10 protein-coding genes are annotated in these 13,898 nt (G+C 63.2%); 5 read left to right on the top strand and 5 right to left on the bottom strand.

What is annotated here, in order from left to right:
* Positions 1 to 86: 86 nt before the first annotated feature.
* Entirely contained in the window at positions 87 to 929 is an 843-nt protein-coding gene (gene xdhC / locus CXQ81_RS11840; protein ID WP_101337274.1) for a xanthine dehydrogenase accessory protein XdhC, read from the top strand.
* Between the two features lie 24 nt (positions 930 to 953).
* Positions 954 to 2,258, top strand: coding sequence for a guanine deaminase (gene guaD, locus CXQ81_RS11835; RefSeq protein WP_101337273.1), 1,305 nt, complete (start codon positions 954 to 956; stop codon positions 2,256 to 2,258).
* A gap of 153 nt (positions 2,259 to 2,411) precedes the next feature.
* Here guaD and CXQ81_RS11830 read toward each other — a convergent pair whose 3' ends face one another.
* On the bottom strand, positions 2,412 to 3,176 hold the full coding sequence (locus tag CXQ81_RS11830; protein WP_007932193.1) for a GntR family transcriptional regulator: 765 nt from the start codon (positions 3,174 to 3,176) through the stop codon (positions 2,412 to 2,414).
* Between the two features lie 299 nt (positions 3,177 to 3,475).
* Between CXQ81_RS11830 and CXQ81_RS11825 the strand changes: the two genes are divergently transcribed.
* Complete coding sequence (locus CXQ81_RS11825) at positions 3,476 to 4,666, top strand: benzoate/H(+) symporter BenE family transporter (protein WP_092418163.1); 1,191 nt, start codon at positions 3,476 to 3,478, stop codon at positions 4,664 to 4,666.
* Positions 4,667 to 4,898: 232 nt separating this feature from the next.
* Here CXQ81_RS11825 and CXQ81_RS11820 read toward each other — a convergent pair whose 3' ends face one another.
* Positions 4,899 to 5,243, bottom strand: coding sequence for a YggL family protein (locus CXQ81_RS11820; RefSeq protein ID WP_007932191.1), 345 nt, complete (start codon positions 5,241 to 5,243; stop codon positions 4,899 to 4,901).
* A 233-nt stretch (positions 5,244 to 5,476) separates the two neighbouring features.
* Here CXQ81_RS11820 and dacB point away from each other — a divergent pair, with 233 nt between their 5' ends.
* On the top strand, positions 5,477 to 6,937 hold the full coding sequence (gene dacB, locus CXQ81_RS11815; protein ID WP_007932190.1) for a D-alanyl-D-alanine carboxypeptidase/D-alanyl-D-alanine-endopeptidase: 1,461 nt from the start codon (positions 5,477 to 5,479) through the stop codon (positions 6,935 to 6,937).
* Between the two features lie 57 nt (positions 6,938 to 6,994).
* On the opposite strand, the gene CXQ81_RS11810 is transcribed toward dacB, so the two are convergent.
* Together CXQ81_RS11810 and rlmKL are read right to left on the bottom strand one after the other, a co-directional pair.
* Entirely contained in the window at positions 6,995 to 9,394 is a 2,400-nt protein-coding gene (locus CXQ81_RS11810; RefSeq protein WP_101337272.1) for a diguanylate cyclase, read from the bottom strand.
* A 126-nt stretch (positions 9,395 to 9,520) separates the two neighbouring features.
* Positions 9,521 to 11,791 carry a bifunctional 23S rRNA (guanine(2069)-N(7))-methyltransferase RlmK/23S rRNA (guanine(2445)-N(2))-methyltransferase RlmL gene (gene rlmKL / locus CXQ81_RS11805; RefSeq protein WP_007932188.1) on the bottom strand — a complete coding sequence of 757 codons (2,271 nt, stop codon included), beginning with the start codon at positions 11,789 to 11,791 and terminating at the stop codon, positions 9,521 to 9,523.
* 556 nt (positions 11,792 to 12,347) lie between these two features.
* Between rlmKL and rmf the strand changes: the two genes are divergently transcribed.
* Positions 12,348 to 12,563 carry a ribosome modulation factor gene (rmf, locus tag CXQ81_RS11795; protein ID WP_002553055.1) on the top strand — a complete coding sequence of 72 codons (216 nt, stop codon included), beginning with the start codon at positions 12,348 to 12,350 and terminating at the stop codon, positions 12,561 to 12,563.
* 136 nt (positions 12,564 to 12,699) lie between these two features.
* On the opposite strand, the gene CXQ81_RS11790 is transcribed toward rmf, so the two are convergent.
* A complete protein-coding gene (locus CXQ81_RS11790) occupies positions 12,700 to 13,719 on the bottom strand; it encodes a quinone-dependent dihydroorotate dehydrogenase (protein ID WP_009047911.1) in 1,020 nt (339 codons plus the stop codon).
* Between the last annotated feature and the right edge of the window lie 179 nt (positions 13,720 to 13,898).

Here is a 13,898-nt window from a genome sequence, read left to right as displayed (position 1 = left end):
GCTCCTACAGACCCGTGCAGATCTGCAGGAGCGAGGCTTGCCCGCGATGAGGGCCGAACAGACAACAGCGAATGCTGAGGTGAAACATGTACAACTGGATCAGCGCCCTCGCCGACCTGCAAACCCGCGGTGAACCCTGCGTGCTGGTGACCATCATCGAAGAGCTGGGTTCGACGCCACGCAATGCCGGCTCGAAAATGGTCATCAGCGCCACCCAGAGCTTCGACACCATCGGCGGCGGCCACCTGGAATACAAGGCCATGCAAATCGCCCGCGAGATGCTCGCCAGCGGCAAGCAGGATACCCACCTGGAGCGCTTCAGCCTGGGCGCCAGCCTCGGCCAGTGCTGCGGTGGGGTAACGGTGTTGCTGTTCGAACCCATGGGCCAGGTCCAGGCGCAGATCGCGGTCTTCGGCGCCGGCCATGTCGGCCGCGCCCTGGTGCCGCTGCTGGCCAGCCTGCCGTGCAAGGTGCGCTGGATCGACTCGCGGGAACAGGAATTCCCCGAGCAGATCCCCCAGGGCGTGCGCAAGATCGTCAGCGAAGAGCCCGTCGATGAAATCGATGACCTGCCTGCTGGCAGCTATTGCATCGTCATGACCCACAATCACCAGCTCGACCTGGAGCTCACCACCGCGATCCTCAAGCGCAACGACTTCGCCTACTTCGGCCTGATCGGCTCGAAGACCAAACGGGTGAAGTTCGAACACCGCCTGCGCGAGCGCGGCTTCGACAGCGGCGTGCTGCAACGCATGCGCTGCCCGATGGGGCTCGGCGAAGTCAAAGGCAAGTTGCCTGTGGAAATCGCCATCTCCATCGCCGGCGAAATCATCGCCACCTATAACGCCAATTTCGGCCAGCACAGTGCCCGCGCCGAACCCATTGCCAAGCTACTGCCGGCCTCGCGCCGCAGCCATGCCACTCATTAAAAAGCCACGAACCGAGACTGCCTCATGCCTCTGACTCGCAAAGCCTACCGTGCCGCCATCCTGCACAGCATCGCCGACCCCGCCGAGGTCGGCATCGAAGCCTCCTACGAGTATTTCGAGGATGGCCTGCTGGTGGTCGACAACGGCCAGATCAGCGCCCTCGGCCACGCCAGCGAATTGCTCGCCAGCCTGCCCGCCGATATCGAGATCACTCACTACCAGGATGCGCTGATCACCCCAGGCTTTATCGACACCCATATCCACCTGCCGCAGACCGGCATGGTCGGTGCCTATGGCGAGCAGTTGCTGGACTGGCTCAACACCTACACCTTCCCCTGCGAAAGCCAGTTCGCCGACCAGGCCCATGCCGAAGAAGTGGCGGGAATTTTCATCAAGGAACTGCTGCGCAACGGCACCACCACCGCCCTGGTCTTCGGCAGCGTGCATCCGCAATCGGTGAATGCCTTTTTCGAAGCGGCCGAGAAGCTCGACCTGCGGATGATCGCCGGCAAGGTGATGATGGACCGCAACGCCCCCGACTACCTGACCGACACCGCCGAATCCAGCTACCTGGAAAGCAAGGCGCTGATCGAGCGCTGGCACGGCAAGGGCCGCCTGCACTACGCGGTGACGCCGCGTTTCGCCCCGACCAGCACCCCGGAACAACTGACCCTGGCCGGGCAACTGCTCAGTGAATACCCCGACCTGTACATGCAGACCCATATCAGCGAGAACCTGCAGGAAGTCGAGTGGGTCAAGGAGCTGTTCCCCGAGCGCAAGGGCTACCTGGACGTGTACGACCACTACCAGTTGCTGGGCGAGCGCTCGGTGTTCGCCCACGGCGTGCACCTGTGCGACGACGAATGCGCGCGCCTGGCGCAGACCGGTTCGGCCGTGGCCTTCTGCCCGACCTCGAACCTGTTCCTCGGCAGCGGCCTGTTCAACCTGCCGATGGCCGAGAAGCACAAACTGAATGTCGGCCTGGGCACCGACGTCGGCGGCGGCACCAGCTTCTCGCTGCTGCAGACCCTGAACGAGGCCTACAAGGTCATGCAGTTGCAGGGCGCGCGCCTGAGTCCGTTCAAGTCGCTGTACCTGGCCACCCTCGGCGGCGCGCGCGCACTGCGCCTGGAAGAGCGGATCGGCACCCTGCAGCCAGGCACCGACGCCGACTTCCTGGTGCTCGACTACAACGCCACGCCACTGCTGAGCTATCGCCTGAAACAATCCAAGAGCATCGCCGAGACGCTGTTCGTGCTGATGACCCTGGGCGATGACCGCACCGTGGCGCAGACCTATGCCGCGGGCAATCTGGTGCACCAGCGCTAAGTTGTTCCAGGCATAAAAAATCCCCCGTGATCGTTGGATTCCGGGGGATTTTTTTGTGCCTTTCAGGCCGTCATCGCGGGCAAGCCTCGCTCCTACGCGAACGTCGCAATCCGTAGGCGCGAGGCTTGCCCGCGAAGGGCCCGCGGCAATGTCTCAGAGCTTGGCGGGAGAGCGGCCCGGCTTCTTGGTTTGCAGCAGGTGCGAGAACACCGCATGCAGGTCGTCCGAGGCGCTTTCTTCGTCGAGGTTGAGCTTGCTGTCGATGTGATCCATGTGATGCATCATCAGGGTCACCGCCAGCTCCGCGTCGCGGGCCTCGATGGCGTCGATCAACTGGGTGTGCTCATCGTAGGAACAGTGCGAACGGTTGCCGCTTTCGTACTGGGCGATGATCAGCGAGGTCTGCGACACCAGGCTGCGCTGGAAGCTGATCAGCGGAGCATTCTTCGCCGCCTCGGCAAGTTTGAGGTGGAACTCGCCCGACAAGCGGATACCGGCGCCGCGATCGCCGCGGGAAAAACTGTCGCGCTCGTCGTTGACCATCTGCCGCAGCTCGGCAAGCTGTTCGGCCGTGGCGTGCTGCACCGCCAGCTCGGTGATCGCCCGCTCCACCAGCCGGCGCGCCATGAACACCTGGCGGGCTTCCTCGACACTCGGGCTGGCCACGACCGCGCCGCGATTAGGCCGCAGCAGCACCACGCCTTCATGGGCCAGGCGCGACAGCGCACGACGAATGATGGTACGGCTGACCCCGAAAATTTCCCCCAGCGCCTCTTCGCTCAACTTGGTGCCGGGCGCCAGGCGCTGTTCGAGGATGGCCTCGAAGATATGCGCGTAGACAATATCGTCCTGGGTCCCGCTGCGACCGGCCTTGCCTGCTCGCGGTTGTTTCTTGAGGGGTTGCAACTGTTCGTTCATGGGCACTCGAGTCGGGAGAACTGCGGCGAATTGACCGTGACTGTAATACGGCACAGCGGGTCGCTGACAAGTATCGCGTAAAAACAATGGCACATTGTACACAACCCATGGGGTCCATTCGCAATAACTGTATGGGCCACAGGCGGTCACAACGACTGTACGGCCATTTGCCGCCCTGGCTGTATTGCAATGAACGGTTACTTTTACGTTTAGGCTTGGCCCCTGCTTTCGTCACCCAACGCCCCTGCGCCGGGCTTTCGGGCGACAGATATCTTTATCAGAACAAGGAACAGTGCTCCATGTCCGACGCCTCCCTCGCGCCGTTACGCCCCCTGGCCGATACTTCGCCCTCGGCCGTAGTCGCCGGCTTCATCGCCATGATGACCGGCTACACCAGCTCCCTGGTGCTAATGTTCCAGGCCGGACAGGCCGCCGGGCTGACCAGCGGGCAGATTTCCTCGTGGATCTGGGCCATCTCCATCGGCATGGCCATCTGCAGCATCGGCCTGTCCTTGCGCTACCGCACCCCGATCACCGTCGCCTGGTCGACCCCCGGCGCCGCGCTGCTGATCACCAGCCTGTCCGGGGTGAGCTACGGCGAAGCCATCGGTGCCTATATCACCTGCGCGGTGCTGGTAACCATCTGCGGCCTGACCGGCAGCTTCGAACGCCTGGTCAAGCGCATCCCGGCCTCCCTCGCCGCGGCACTGCTGGCGGGCATCCTGTTCAAGATCGGCAGCGAGATCTTCGTCGCCGCGCAGCACCGCACCGGCCTGGTGCTGGGCATGTTCTTCAGCTACCTGCTGGTCAAGCGCCTGTCGCCACGCTATGCGGTGCTCGCCGCGCTGCTGATCGGCACTGCATTGGCCGGGGTGATGGGCCTGCTGGACTTCAGCCAATTCCACCTGGAAGTCGCCACGCCGGTGTGGACCACCCCGCACTTTTCCCTGGCAGCGACCATCAGCATCGGCATCCCGCTGTTCGTGGTGGCCATGACCTCGCAGAACATGCCCGGGGTCGCCGTGCTGCGCGCCGACGGCTACAACGTCCCGGCCTCGCCACTGGTCACTACCACCGGTATCGCCTCCCTGCTGCTGGCGCCGTTCGGCTCCCACGGCATCAACCTGGCGGCCATCAGCGCGGCGATCTGCACCGGCCCTCATGCCCACGAGGACCGCAACAAGCGCTACACCGCGGCGGTCTGGTGCGGGATTTTCTACGGCATCGCCGGGGTCTTCGGCGCCACGCTGGCGGCGCTGTTCGCGGCCCTGCCCAAGGAGCTGGTGCTGTCGATCGCCGCGCTGGCGCTGTTCGGCTCGATCATCAACGGCCTGAGTATCGCCATGAGCCAGGTGAAGGAACGCGAGGCGGCGCTGATCACCTTTATGGTGACGGCCTCGGGCCTGACCCTGTTCTCCGTCGGCTCGGCGTTCTGGGGAATCGTGGCCGGCGTGCTGACCCTGGTAATCCTGAACTGGAACAACGAATAAGCCTGTAGCCGCTGCCGCAGGCTGCGATCGCGACCGAAGGGCGCGCAAGGTCTCACGATCGCTGAAGCCCTTCGGGCTTATCGCAGCCTGCGGCAGCGGCTACAATCCGCCCACGCGAAATCCCGGAAAACAGGCCCGAGGCATATAAAGGTTCTGCGGGGGAAATAAATAGAGAAGGCTGTACAGCGACAGCCGTGAGTCGGCGACCCGGGCGGGCCACCGACTCAGCACATCAGGCTACCGGATTGATCGAGTTTTCCGGGTACCAGACGTCCAGCAGCGGGCTGACTTCAACGCTGGTCAGCTCGGTGCGGGCCTTGAGCCAGGCTTCGACCTTGGCACGTTGCTCTTCGCTGACCGAACCGCGTTTGCTCAGGCAAACCAGGCCGAAGTCATCGCCACCAACATAGCCGAGGCCGTTGGCTTCCATCGCTTCTTTCAGGAACGCGTCGAGGAAAGCGTCAATAGCCTCTTCGGCCAGATCTTCTTTGAAATCCAGGTTCAGCTCAAAACCCAGCTCCTGAAATTCATCTACGCACAGTTTTTTGCGCAGACGGCGGGAACGGTTAGTGGCCATGGAACAATCCTCATAAGTAATAACGGGCGGCACTTTACCAGTTTAAGCAACCGATTGCCTGACTCTATGAGGGCCTTGGCCTGCCATTGGGAAAAAAATAGCGCATTAGCCCGCCGCGGCACGGCACAAGCCGCTATACCTTGGGGCATAATGCCGACACTTTCGTGACCACTGAGGGAATTTATCGTCATGCCCTCGTCTTTTCTCCCCTCGGCTGTAGGGTTTTACTTCACATGATCAAATCTTTGCGTCCACTTTTTCTTGCCGGTCTTCTTCTGCCCCTGGCCATTTCCGTTTCCGCCGCCCCCGTCAACACCACCCTTTCGCCCAAGGTCCAACAGGCCCTCAAGGCCAGCAAACTGCAAGACAACGCCCTGTCGCTGGTGATGATCCCGCTCAGCGGCCCGGGCACGGCCACCGTTTACAACGCCGACGTGTCGGTCAACCCGGCCTCGACCATGAAACTGGTTACCACCTACGCCGCCCTGGAAATGCTCGGCCCGACCCACCAGTGGAAAACCGAGTTCTACACCGACGGCACCCTGAGCGGCGGCATCCTCAATGGCAACCTGTACCTCAAGGGCGGCGGCGATCCCAAGCTGAATATGGAAAAACTCTGGTTGCTGATGCGCGACCTGCGGGCCAACGGCGTGCAGCAAGTGACCGGCGACCTGGTGCTGGACCGCAACTTCTTCGTGCAGCCGCAGCTACCGCAGTTCAACGACGACGGTAACGACGAGAACAAGCCATTCCTGGTCAAGCCCGACGCCCTGCTGGTCAACCTCAAGGCCCTGCGCTTCGTGGCGCGCAACGATTCGGGCAAGGTGCTGATTTCCGTCGAGCCGCCGATTGCCAGCATTCGCATCGACAACCAGGTCAAGGCCATCGGCGGCAAACAGTGCACCGGCAACGTGCGCTACAACCCGGTCCCACAGGCGGACGGCAGCGTCACCGTGACCGTCAACGGCCAGCTGGGCGACGGTTGCAGTTCGCAGACCTACCTGTCGCTGCTCGACCACGCGACCTACACCGCCGGCGCCGTACGCGCCATCTGGAAGGAACTGGGCGGCAGCATCCAGGGCAAGGACCGCCTGGCCGCCGTGCCATCCAGCGCCAAGGTGCTGGCCCGGGCCTTCTCGCCGGACCTGGCGGAAATCATCCGCGACATCAACAAATACAGTAACAACACCATGGCCCAGCAACTGTTCCTCAGCCTCGGCGCGCAATACCGCACCGAAGCCGATGGCGACGATGCCAAGGCGGCGCAACGGGTGGTGCGTCAGTGGCTGGCGAAGAAAGGCATCACCGCGCCGCACCTGGTGATGGAGAACGGTTCGGGCCTGTCCCGTGCCGAACGGGTCAGTGCCCGCGAAATGGCCTCCATGCTGCAAGCGGCCTGGAGAAGCCCGTACTCGGCGGAGTTCATCAGTTCGATGCCGATCGCCGGCATGGACGGCACCATGCGCAAGCGCCTGAAGCGCACCGCGATGTCCGGTGAAGCCCACGTGAAGACCGGGACCCTGAACACCGTCCGCGCCATCGCCGGCTACAGCCGCGACAGCAACGGCAACACCTGGGCCGTGGTAGCGATTCTCAACGATCCGAAGCCCTGGGGCGCGTCCTCGGTGCTCGATCAAGTGCTGCTGGATCTGTACCGCCAGCCGAAACTGGCAGACACCGCTTCGACCCTGTAAGCCGTCACTCAGGTGGCGCGAGGGCAACCTCGCGTCACCCCACTTCCGCGTCCCTGCCTACCCCATCTCGGCCTCGACCCGGTCGCGCCCAGCCTGCTTGGCCGCATAGACCCCGGAATCCGCCCGCAGCAACAGCCCGTCGGCCCCTTCGTGCTCCCGCCAGCTGGCGATGCCGAAACTGGCCGTGACAATGCCCACGCCATCGATCGGCGAGCTGCGCAGCCCGCGCCACAGCTCCTCGGCCAGGACATAGGCTTGCTGGCCATCGGTGTCCGGGCACAGCACCATGAACTCTTCGCCGCCCAGCCGGCAAAACACATCCGTGCGCCGCAGACGAAGGCCGATGCGCTCACAGACGCCGCGCAGCACCATGTCGCCGATGGCATGCCCGTACTGGTCGTTGATCCGCTTGAAGTGGTCGATATCCAGCATGATCACCGCCAGGCTGCCCACCCCGCGCTCGACCCGCGCCATTTCCGTCTGCAGGCGCTCCTGGAAATAGCGGCGGTTGTGGATACCGGTCAGCGAGTCGGTGACCGACAGGGCCCGCAACTCTTCCTCGACCCGCTTGAGGTCGGAGATGTCCGACAGATAGCCATGCCACAGCACCCCGCCCCCTGCCAGCTTTTCCGGGGTCGCTTCACCGCGTATCCAGCGCAGGCCGCGCTGTGGCAACTGCACCCGATATTCCTCGCGCCAGGGGCTGAGTTTTTTCGCCGAGGTCCAGATCGAGCCGCGCACCCGGGCCGCATCGTCCGGATGAATACGCTCGAACACCGGGTTGGCATCGCGCTGCAACTGCTGTGGATCGATCTCGTAGATATCGCGGATGCCGTCACTGACGTAGCTGAAGCTGGAATGGCCTTCGGCATCCACCTGGAACTGATAGATGGCGCCCGGTACATGGGCGCTGAGTTTCTTCAGCAGGCGATCGCGGGCCGCCAGCGCCTCGTGGACCCGCTTGCGTTCGGTGATGTCGATACAAATCGCCAGGTGCCCGACCCATAAACCGTGATCGTCCAGGACCGGGGTGGCCAGCATATTCACCACCAGATGGCTGCCATCGCGGCGCATCAGGGTCCACTCGCGGGTTGCCTCGCCCCGCTCTTCGGAACCGTCCACCAGCATCGCCTGGCACATCGGGATCTGCCGGCCGTAACGCTGGCTCAGGGCTTGCGCGCGCGCATTCAGCTCCGCGGGCAGGTGCAGGCTTTCCAGGGTCAAGTGGCCCACCACCTCGGCGCTGTTGTAGCCGAGCATATGTTCGGCGCCGGCATTGAAGGTGCTGATCACGCCCCGCAGGTCGGTGGCGATGATCGCCACCTGGGTCGCCGCATTGAGCACGCTGCGCAGCTGTCCGTGGGTGCCGCGCAATTCCTGCTCCCTGGCCCGCAGCTCCCCGGTGCGCTGCTCCACCAACCGCAGCGCGCGCTGCCGCTGGCTGACCAGGACATACAGCAAGGCACTGAGCAGCAGGCTCAGCAGCGTGCCCAGGACCACCTGGCTGGACACCGAAGAATGGTTGGCCTGGAGGAACACCGCGCTGGGGCGGATGTTCACCTGGTAATCATGGTCGGCCAGGCTCAGCACCCGGCTCACCGCCAGTGGGCTGTCCCCCGGGCCGTTGCTCGATTCATAGAGTTTGCCGTACGACTCGGCGGTCGACAGGTCGATGATCTGCACGAACAGGTTGTCCTGACTCTGCTCGGGCAGACCATCGACCACCAGCTGACGCATGCTGATCACCGCGATCACATAACCGTAAGGCTCGGGGGGCGACATGGCCACATCGGCACGCAGGCTAACGGGAGTCGCCAGGATGATGCCGCGCGCGTAGGAAGGCTCGACTCCGACCAAGCGCACCGGCTGCGAAACCGCCACGCCGCCACGCCGCCGCGCCCGTTCGAGGGTGTCGCGACGCATTGGCTGGGCCAGCAGGTCGAACCCCAGGGGCGAGCCCAGCGGGCTTTGGGTCTGGCTGTAGAGCACCGGTATGTACTCATCGCGCTCGGCGGCTCGCTGCAGCTTGCCTTCGGCATTCAGGTCGGCAATGAAATAATCCGGCGCCCCCTGTTCCTGCGCCATGCGCTCGAACAGCGCACGCTCGGCACCGCTGACGCGCGGCGCCCAGGCGTAGGCCTGGGTACGATGCAAGAGCGGTTGGGTGTAGCCGTCGAAATCCTGGCGCGAGACCGCGCCGGAATTGATGAAGAAGCGCTTGAGACCATCCAGGCGCTGCTCCTGATCTTCGAAGCGCTCTTCGATGCGGCTATAACGTTCGCTGGCCAGCAGCTGGAAGCGTTGGCGCAACTGCTGCTGATACAGATTGAGGGTCGACCAGGCCAGCAGCCCGGTCAATACACAGCCAAACAGCAATACCACTAACGCGACCAGCCAGGCCGACACGTCTTCGCTGATGAAGCCCAGGATTTTCGGGCGTACCGAGTGCAACGACATAAGCAAAACTCATAACGCCAGCGAACGTGAGCGTCACATGGGCTTGCATTGAGTTATAGCTATTCGCCACTAATTTGGCTAGAGCAAAGAGCCTTGAAAATCAAGGCTCTGTGGATCCAATCAACCTCAGCGGGCGGTGATTTTCCAGGCCCGGTGGATCTTGCCGTTACGGGCGAAATCCGGGTCGATGGTCTTGGCGGTGATCTCCTCGACGGCATAACGCGCCGCCAGGTTTTCCTCGAGCTGGAACTTGCGGAAGTTGTTGGAGAAATACAGCACGCCACCGCTGGCCAACCGGGCCATGGCCAGGTCGAGCAGTTGAACGTGGTCACGCTGCACGTCGAACACCCCTTCCATGCGCTTGGAGTTGGAGAAGGTCGGCGGGTCGATGAAGATCAGGTCGAACTCATCGCGGCAGGTCTCCAGCCAGGCCATGACATCGCCCTGCTCCAGACGATTCTTGTCGGAGAAACCGTTGAGCGACAGGTTGCGTCGCGCCCAGTCCAGGTAGGTTTTCGACAGGTCGACGCTGGTGGTGCTGCGCGCGCCGCCCTTGGCCGCGTGCACACTGGCGGTGGCGGTGTAGCAGAACAGGTTGAGGAATCGTTTGCCGGCGGCTTCTTTCTGGATCCGCAGGCGCATCGGCCGGTGGTCGAGGAACAGCCCGGTGTCGAGATAGTCGGTGAGGTTGACCAGCAGCTTCACGCCACCTTCGCTGACCTCGGTGAACTTGCCCTGGGCGCTCTGGCGTTCGTACTGCTTGGTGCCGCTCTGGCGTTCGCGGCGCTTGATCACCACCCGGCTCTTGTCGACGTTCAACGCTTGCGGAATGGCCGCCAGGGCATCGAACAGACGGGCCTGGGCCTTTTCCGGGTCGATGGATTTCGGCGCGGCGTATTCCTGCACGTGCACCCAGTCGTGGTACAGGTCGATGGCCAGGGAATATTCCGGCATGTCGGCATCGTAGACGCGATAGCACTCGACGCCTTCGCGCTTGGCCCACTTGCCCAGCAGCTTGAGGTTCTTCTGCAGGCGGTTGGCGAACATCTGCCCGCCTTCGCTCAGGCGCGCCTGCTCGACCACGGGGGCTGGCGCCGGCGCCGGTTTGATCGGGTTGCCGTTCTTGTTGTACTGGCGCTCCTGCGGAACCAGCGGCGCCTTGTCGGCCTCGGCCTGTTCACGCTCGATCTGCCGTTGCTCCGGGGTACGCCGCTCACCAGTGACGAACTGGTCTGGCTGCACCTTGATCAACAGTAGCTTGCACGGCAAGGCGCCGTTCCAGAACGAATACTGCTTGTGGCTGCGGATGCCCATGCGCTTGCCCAGGTCCGGTGCGCCGGTGAATACCGCCGCTTCCCAGCCCAGGCAGGCCTGACGCAGGCGCTCGCCAAGGTTCTGGTAGAGATACAGCAGGCTGGCTTCGTCACCCAGGCGCTCGCCGTAGGGCGGGTTGCTGATCACCAGGCCTTTCTGGTTCTGGTCCGGGCGCGGCTCGAAGGTCGCCACTTCGCCCTGGTAGATCTTGATCCACTCACTGAGGCCGGCGCGCTCGACGTTGTTGCGCCCTGGCTGGATCAGCCGCGGGTCGGCTTCGTAACCGCGAATCCACAGCGGCGGCTTGGCCAGGCCGGCCTGGGCCCGCGCCTGGGCTTCTTCATGCAGCTTGCGCCACAGGGCCGGGACGTGACCGAGCCAGGCAGTGAAACCCCATTGCTCGCGCTTGAGGTTGGGGGCGATGTCGGCGGCGATCATCGCAGCTTCCACCAGGAAGGTCCCCACGCCGCACATCGGGTCGGCCAGGGCGCCGCCATTGGCCGCGATACGTGGCCAGCCGGAACGGATCAGGATCGCCGCCGCGAGGTTTTCCTTCAGCGGCGCCGCGCCCTGCTGCAGGCGATAGCCGCGCTGGTGCAGGCTGTGGCCGGACAGGTCGAGGGAGAGGATGGCTTCGCCGCGATCCAGGCGCAGGTGAATGCGCAGGTCCGGGTTGAGCTTGTCGATGGAGGGACGCTCGCCGGTCGGCGTGCGCAGCCGGTCGACGATGGCGTCCTTGACCTTCAAGGCGCCGAAGTGAGTGTTGTCGATGCCCGAGCCGTGGCCGCTGAACTCCACAGCCAGGGTGCCGTCCGCCAGCATGTGGTCCTGCCAGTCGACGTCATGCACGCCGTGATAGAGGTCTTCGGCGTCCTTCATCGGGAAGCGCTTGAGCACCAGCAGTACCCGGTTGGCCAGGCGCGACCAGAGGCACAGGCGGTAGGCGGTCTCCATGTCGGCCATGCCGCGCACGGCCGAGGTATGTTCGCGCGCGTCTTCAAGGCCAAGCCCGGCGGCTTCCTCGATGAGCAGGCCTTCAAGGCCTTTGGGACAGGTGAGGAAGAGTTCGTAGCGATCCGACATGGGAGTTCAGGGCCTTTAGCAATAAGTGAACGGACAACGCATCGTCCGCCCGGTTTTCAATCAAGCGCTTTTCTTGAAGAGCGCTCGCGTGGCACGAATCTGTGCCGTCCCGCCCCTGCTGTTCAGCTCGCCGCTAGCGGTGACCACTGAGGTCAAAAGAGCTTAGATGCCGGGGCAGATAATAAAGTCAGCGAAACAAAAGGTCATAACTCGACCTTTCATCGAATAATACCTGAGTGCAACGGAATGGAATTCTCACTAAAGCATTAAGCCCATCATCCAGTAAGAGGCTGATCAGAGCGAGGTTTGCCTGATCAACCCGATGTAAAGCAGGCCGTTCTTATGGCCTCAACATCATTATCGTTACGTCCTTATGACAAAACGATCATTCCCTCGTTGTGACGCATTGGTTAGAAATCAACTCAGGTTGGCGCCGCAATGACGCCAACGCCACGCTCGCGACGCCGGCAGCGAGCACCAACGGCAGAAGCATTCTGCCCGGCCTCAAACGAGGCCGACGGGACATAAGACAGTCAACAAGTGAGGGAAACACCCTATGAGAAGACTTAAGCGTGATCCGTTGGAAAGAGCATTTTTGCGCGGATATCAGTATGGCGTTCATGGCAAGTCCCGTGAGCTTTGCCCATTTACTCTACCGTCGGTACGCCAAGCCTGGATCAATGGCTGGCGCGAAGGACGCGGCGACAACTGGGACGGTATGACCGGCACTGCGGGAATCCACAGACTCAACGAACTTCACGCCGTCGGCTAAAACAGGGCACACATTCCGACACCAAAATCTGAATACGTAACGACTTAACCACGCACGTCCCATCCGGACGGCGGGCTGCGGCCCAGGGGCTCCTTTAAGGAGCCCTTTTTATTGGCCGCGCAAAAAGCCGCTGTCCTCAGCGCAACGCCGCGATCGCGTCCACCGACTCGCGAATCAGCGCCGGGCCCTTGTAGATGAAGCCCGAATACAACTGCACCAGGCTGGCGCCGGCAGCGATCTTTTCCGCCGCATGCTTGCCTTCGGTGATACCGCCCACCGCAATGATCGGCAAACGCCCGGCCAGCTCGCCCGCCAGCACCTTCACGGTGTGGGTGCTCTTGTCGCGCACCGGCGCGCCGGACAGGCCGCCCGCCTCGTCGCCATGCTCCATGCCTTCGACGCCAACGCGGCTCAGGGTGGTGTTGGTGGCGATGACCGCGTCCATTCCGGTCTCGATCAGCGCTTGCGCCACTTCGGCGGTTTCTTCGTCGGTCATGTCCGGGGCGATCTTGATCGCCAGCGGTACCCGCTTGCCATGCTGCACCGCCAGCTCTTGCTGACGCTGGCTGAGAGCGCCAAGCAACTGCTTGAGCGACTCGCCGAACTGCAGGCTGCGCAGGCCCGGGGTGTTGGGCGAACTGACGTTGACCGTCACGTAGCTGGCGTGGGCATACACCTTGTCCAGGCAGATCAGGTAATCATCCACCGCACGCTCGACCGGGGTGTCGAAGTTCTTGCCGATGTTGATCCCCAGCACGCCCTTGTACTTGGCCGCCGCCACCCGGGCCAGCAGGTGATCGACGCCCAGGTTGTTGAAGCCCATGCGGTTGATGATCGCCTCGGCTTCCGGCAGGCGGAAGATCCGCGGCTTGGGATTGCCCGGCTGCGGACGCGGAGTGATGGTGCCGATTTCGACGAAGCCGAAACCCAATTGGGCGAAGCCGTCGATGGCCGCACCGTTCTTGTCCAGGCCGGCCGCGAGGCCGACCGGGTTCGGGAAGTCCAGGCCCATGACCTTCACCGGCATCTGCGCCGGCGCCTTGCACAGCAAGCCATTGAGGCCCAAACGCCCGCCCGCGCCGATCAGGTCCAGGGACAGATCGTGGGAGGTTTCCGGGGAGAGTTTGAACAACAGCTGGCGGGCCAGGGTATACATGGGCGGGCTTGACTCGGTGGCGGCGAAATGAGGCGGCGATTATAGCCGGGCATGGGGGCCGCAGGCGAGGCACGCGGCGAAATCAGCGGTGAATGGCATATGCCTTGCACCACAACCTGCATCAGCACCCAGGCCAATGGCGGCGTGGGTCGAAAGACAAAGGCGTCGTTACCCCGCCG

Source organism: Pseudomonas sp. 09C 129 (assembly GCF_002843625.1).
Lineage (GTDB): Bacteria > Pseudomonadota > Gammaproteobacteria > Pseudomonadales > Pseudomonadaceae > Aquipseudomonas > Aquipseudomonas chlororaphis.
The sequence above is the reverse complement of the archived record's forward strand: the minus strand, read 5'-3'. Positions and strand labels throughout refer to the sequence as shown.

Excerpts from the sequence above, each read along its gene's own strand:
- xdhC (WP_101337274.1), top strand. The coding sequence starts at position 87 with ATGTACAACTGGATCAGCGCCCTCGCCGACCTGCAAACCCGCGGTGAA.
- guaD (WP_101337273.1), top strand. The coding sequence starts at position 954 with ATGCCTCTGACTCGCAAAGCCTACCGTGCCGCCATCCTGCACAGCATC.
- CXQ81_RS11830 (WP_007932193.1), bottom strand. The coding sequence starts at position 3,176 with ATGAACGAACAGTTGCAACCCCTCAAGAAACAACCGCGAGCAGGCAAG.
- CXQ81_RS11825 (WP_092418163.1), top strand. The coding sequence starts at position 3,476 with ATGTCCGACGCCTCCCTCGCGCCGTTACGCCCCCTGGCCGATACTTCG.
- CXQ81_RS11820 (WP_007932191.1), bottom strand. The coding sequence starts at position 5,243 with ATGGCCACTAACCGTTCCCGCCGTCTGCGCAAAAAACTGTGCGTAGAT.
- dacB (WP_007932190.1), top strand. The coding sequence starts at position 5,477 with ATGATCAAATCTTTGCGTCCACTTTTTCTTGCCGGTCTTCTTCTGCCC.
- CXQ81_RS11810 (WP_101337272.1), bottom strand. The coding sequence starts at position 9,394 with ATGTCGTTGCACTCGGTACGCCCGAAAATCCTGGGCTTCATCAGCGAA.
- rlmKL (WP_007932188.1), bottom strand. The coding sequence starts at position 11,791 with ATGTCGGATCGCTACGAACTCTTCCTCACCTGTCCCAAAGGCCTTGAA.
- rmf (WP_002553055.1), top strand. The coding sequence starts at position 12,348 with ATGAGAAGACTTAAGCGTGATCCGTTGGAAAGAGCATTTTTGCGCGGA.
- CXQ81_RS11790 (WP_009047911.1), bottom strand. The coding sequence starts at position 13,719 with ATGTATACCCTGGCCCGCCAGCTGTTGTTCAAACTCTCCCCGGAAACC.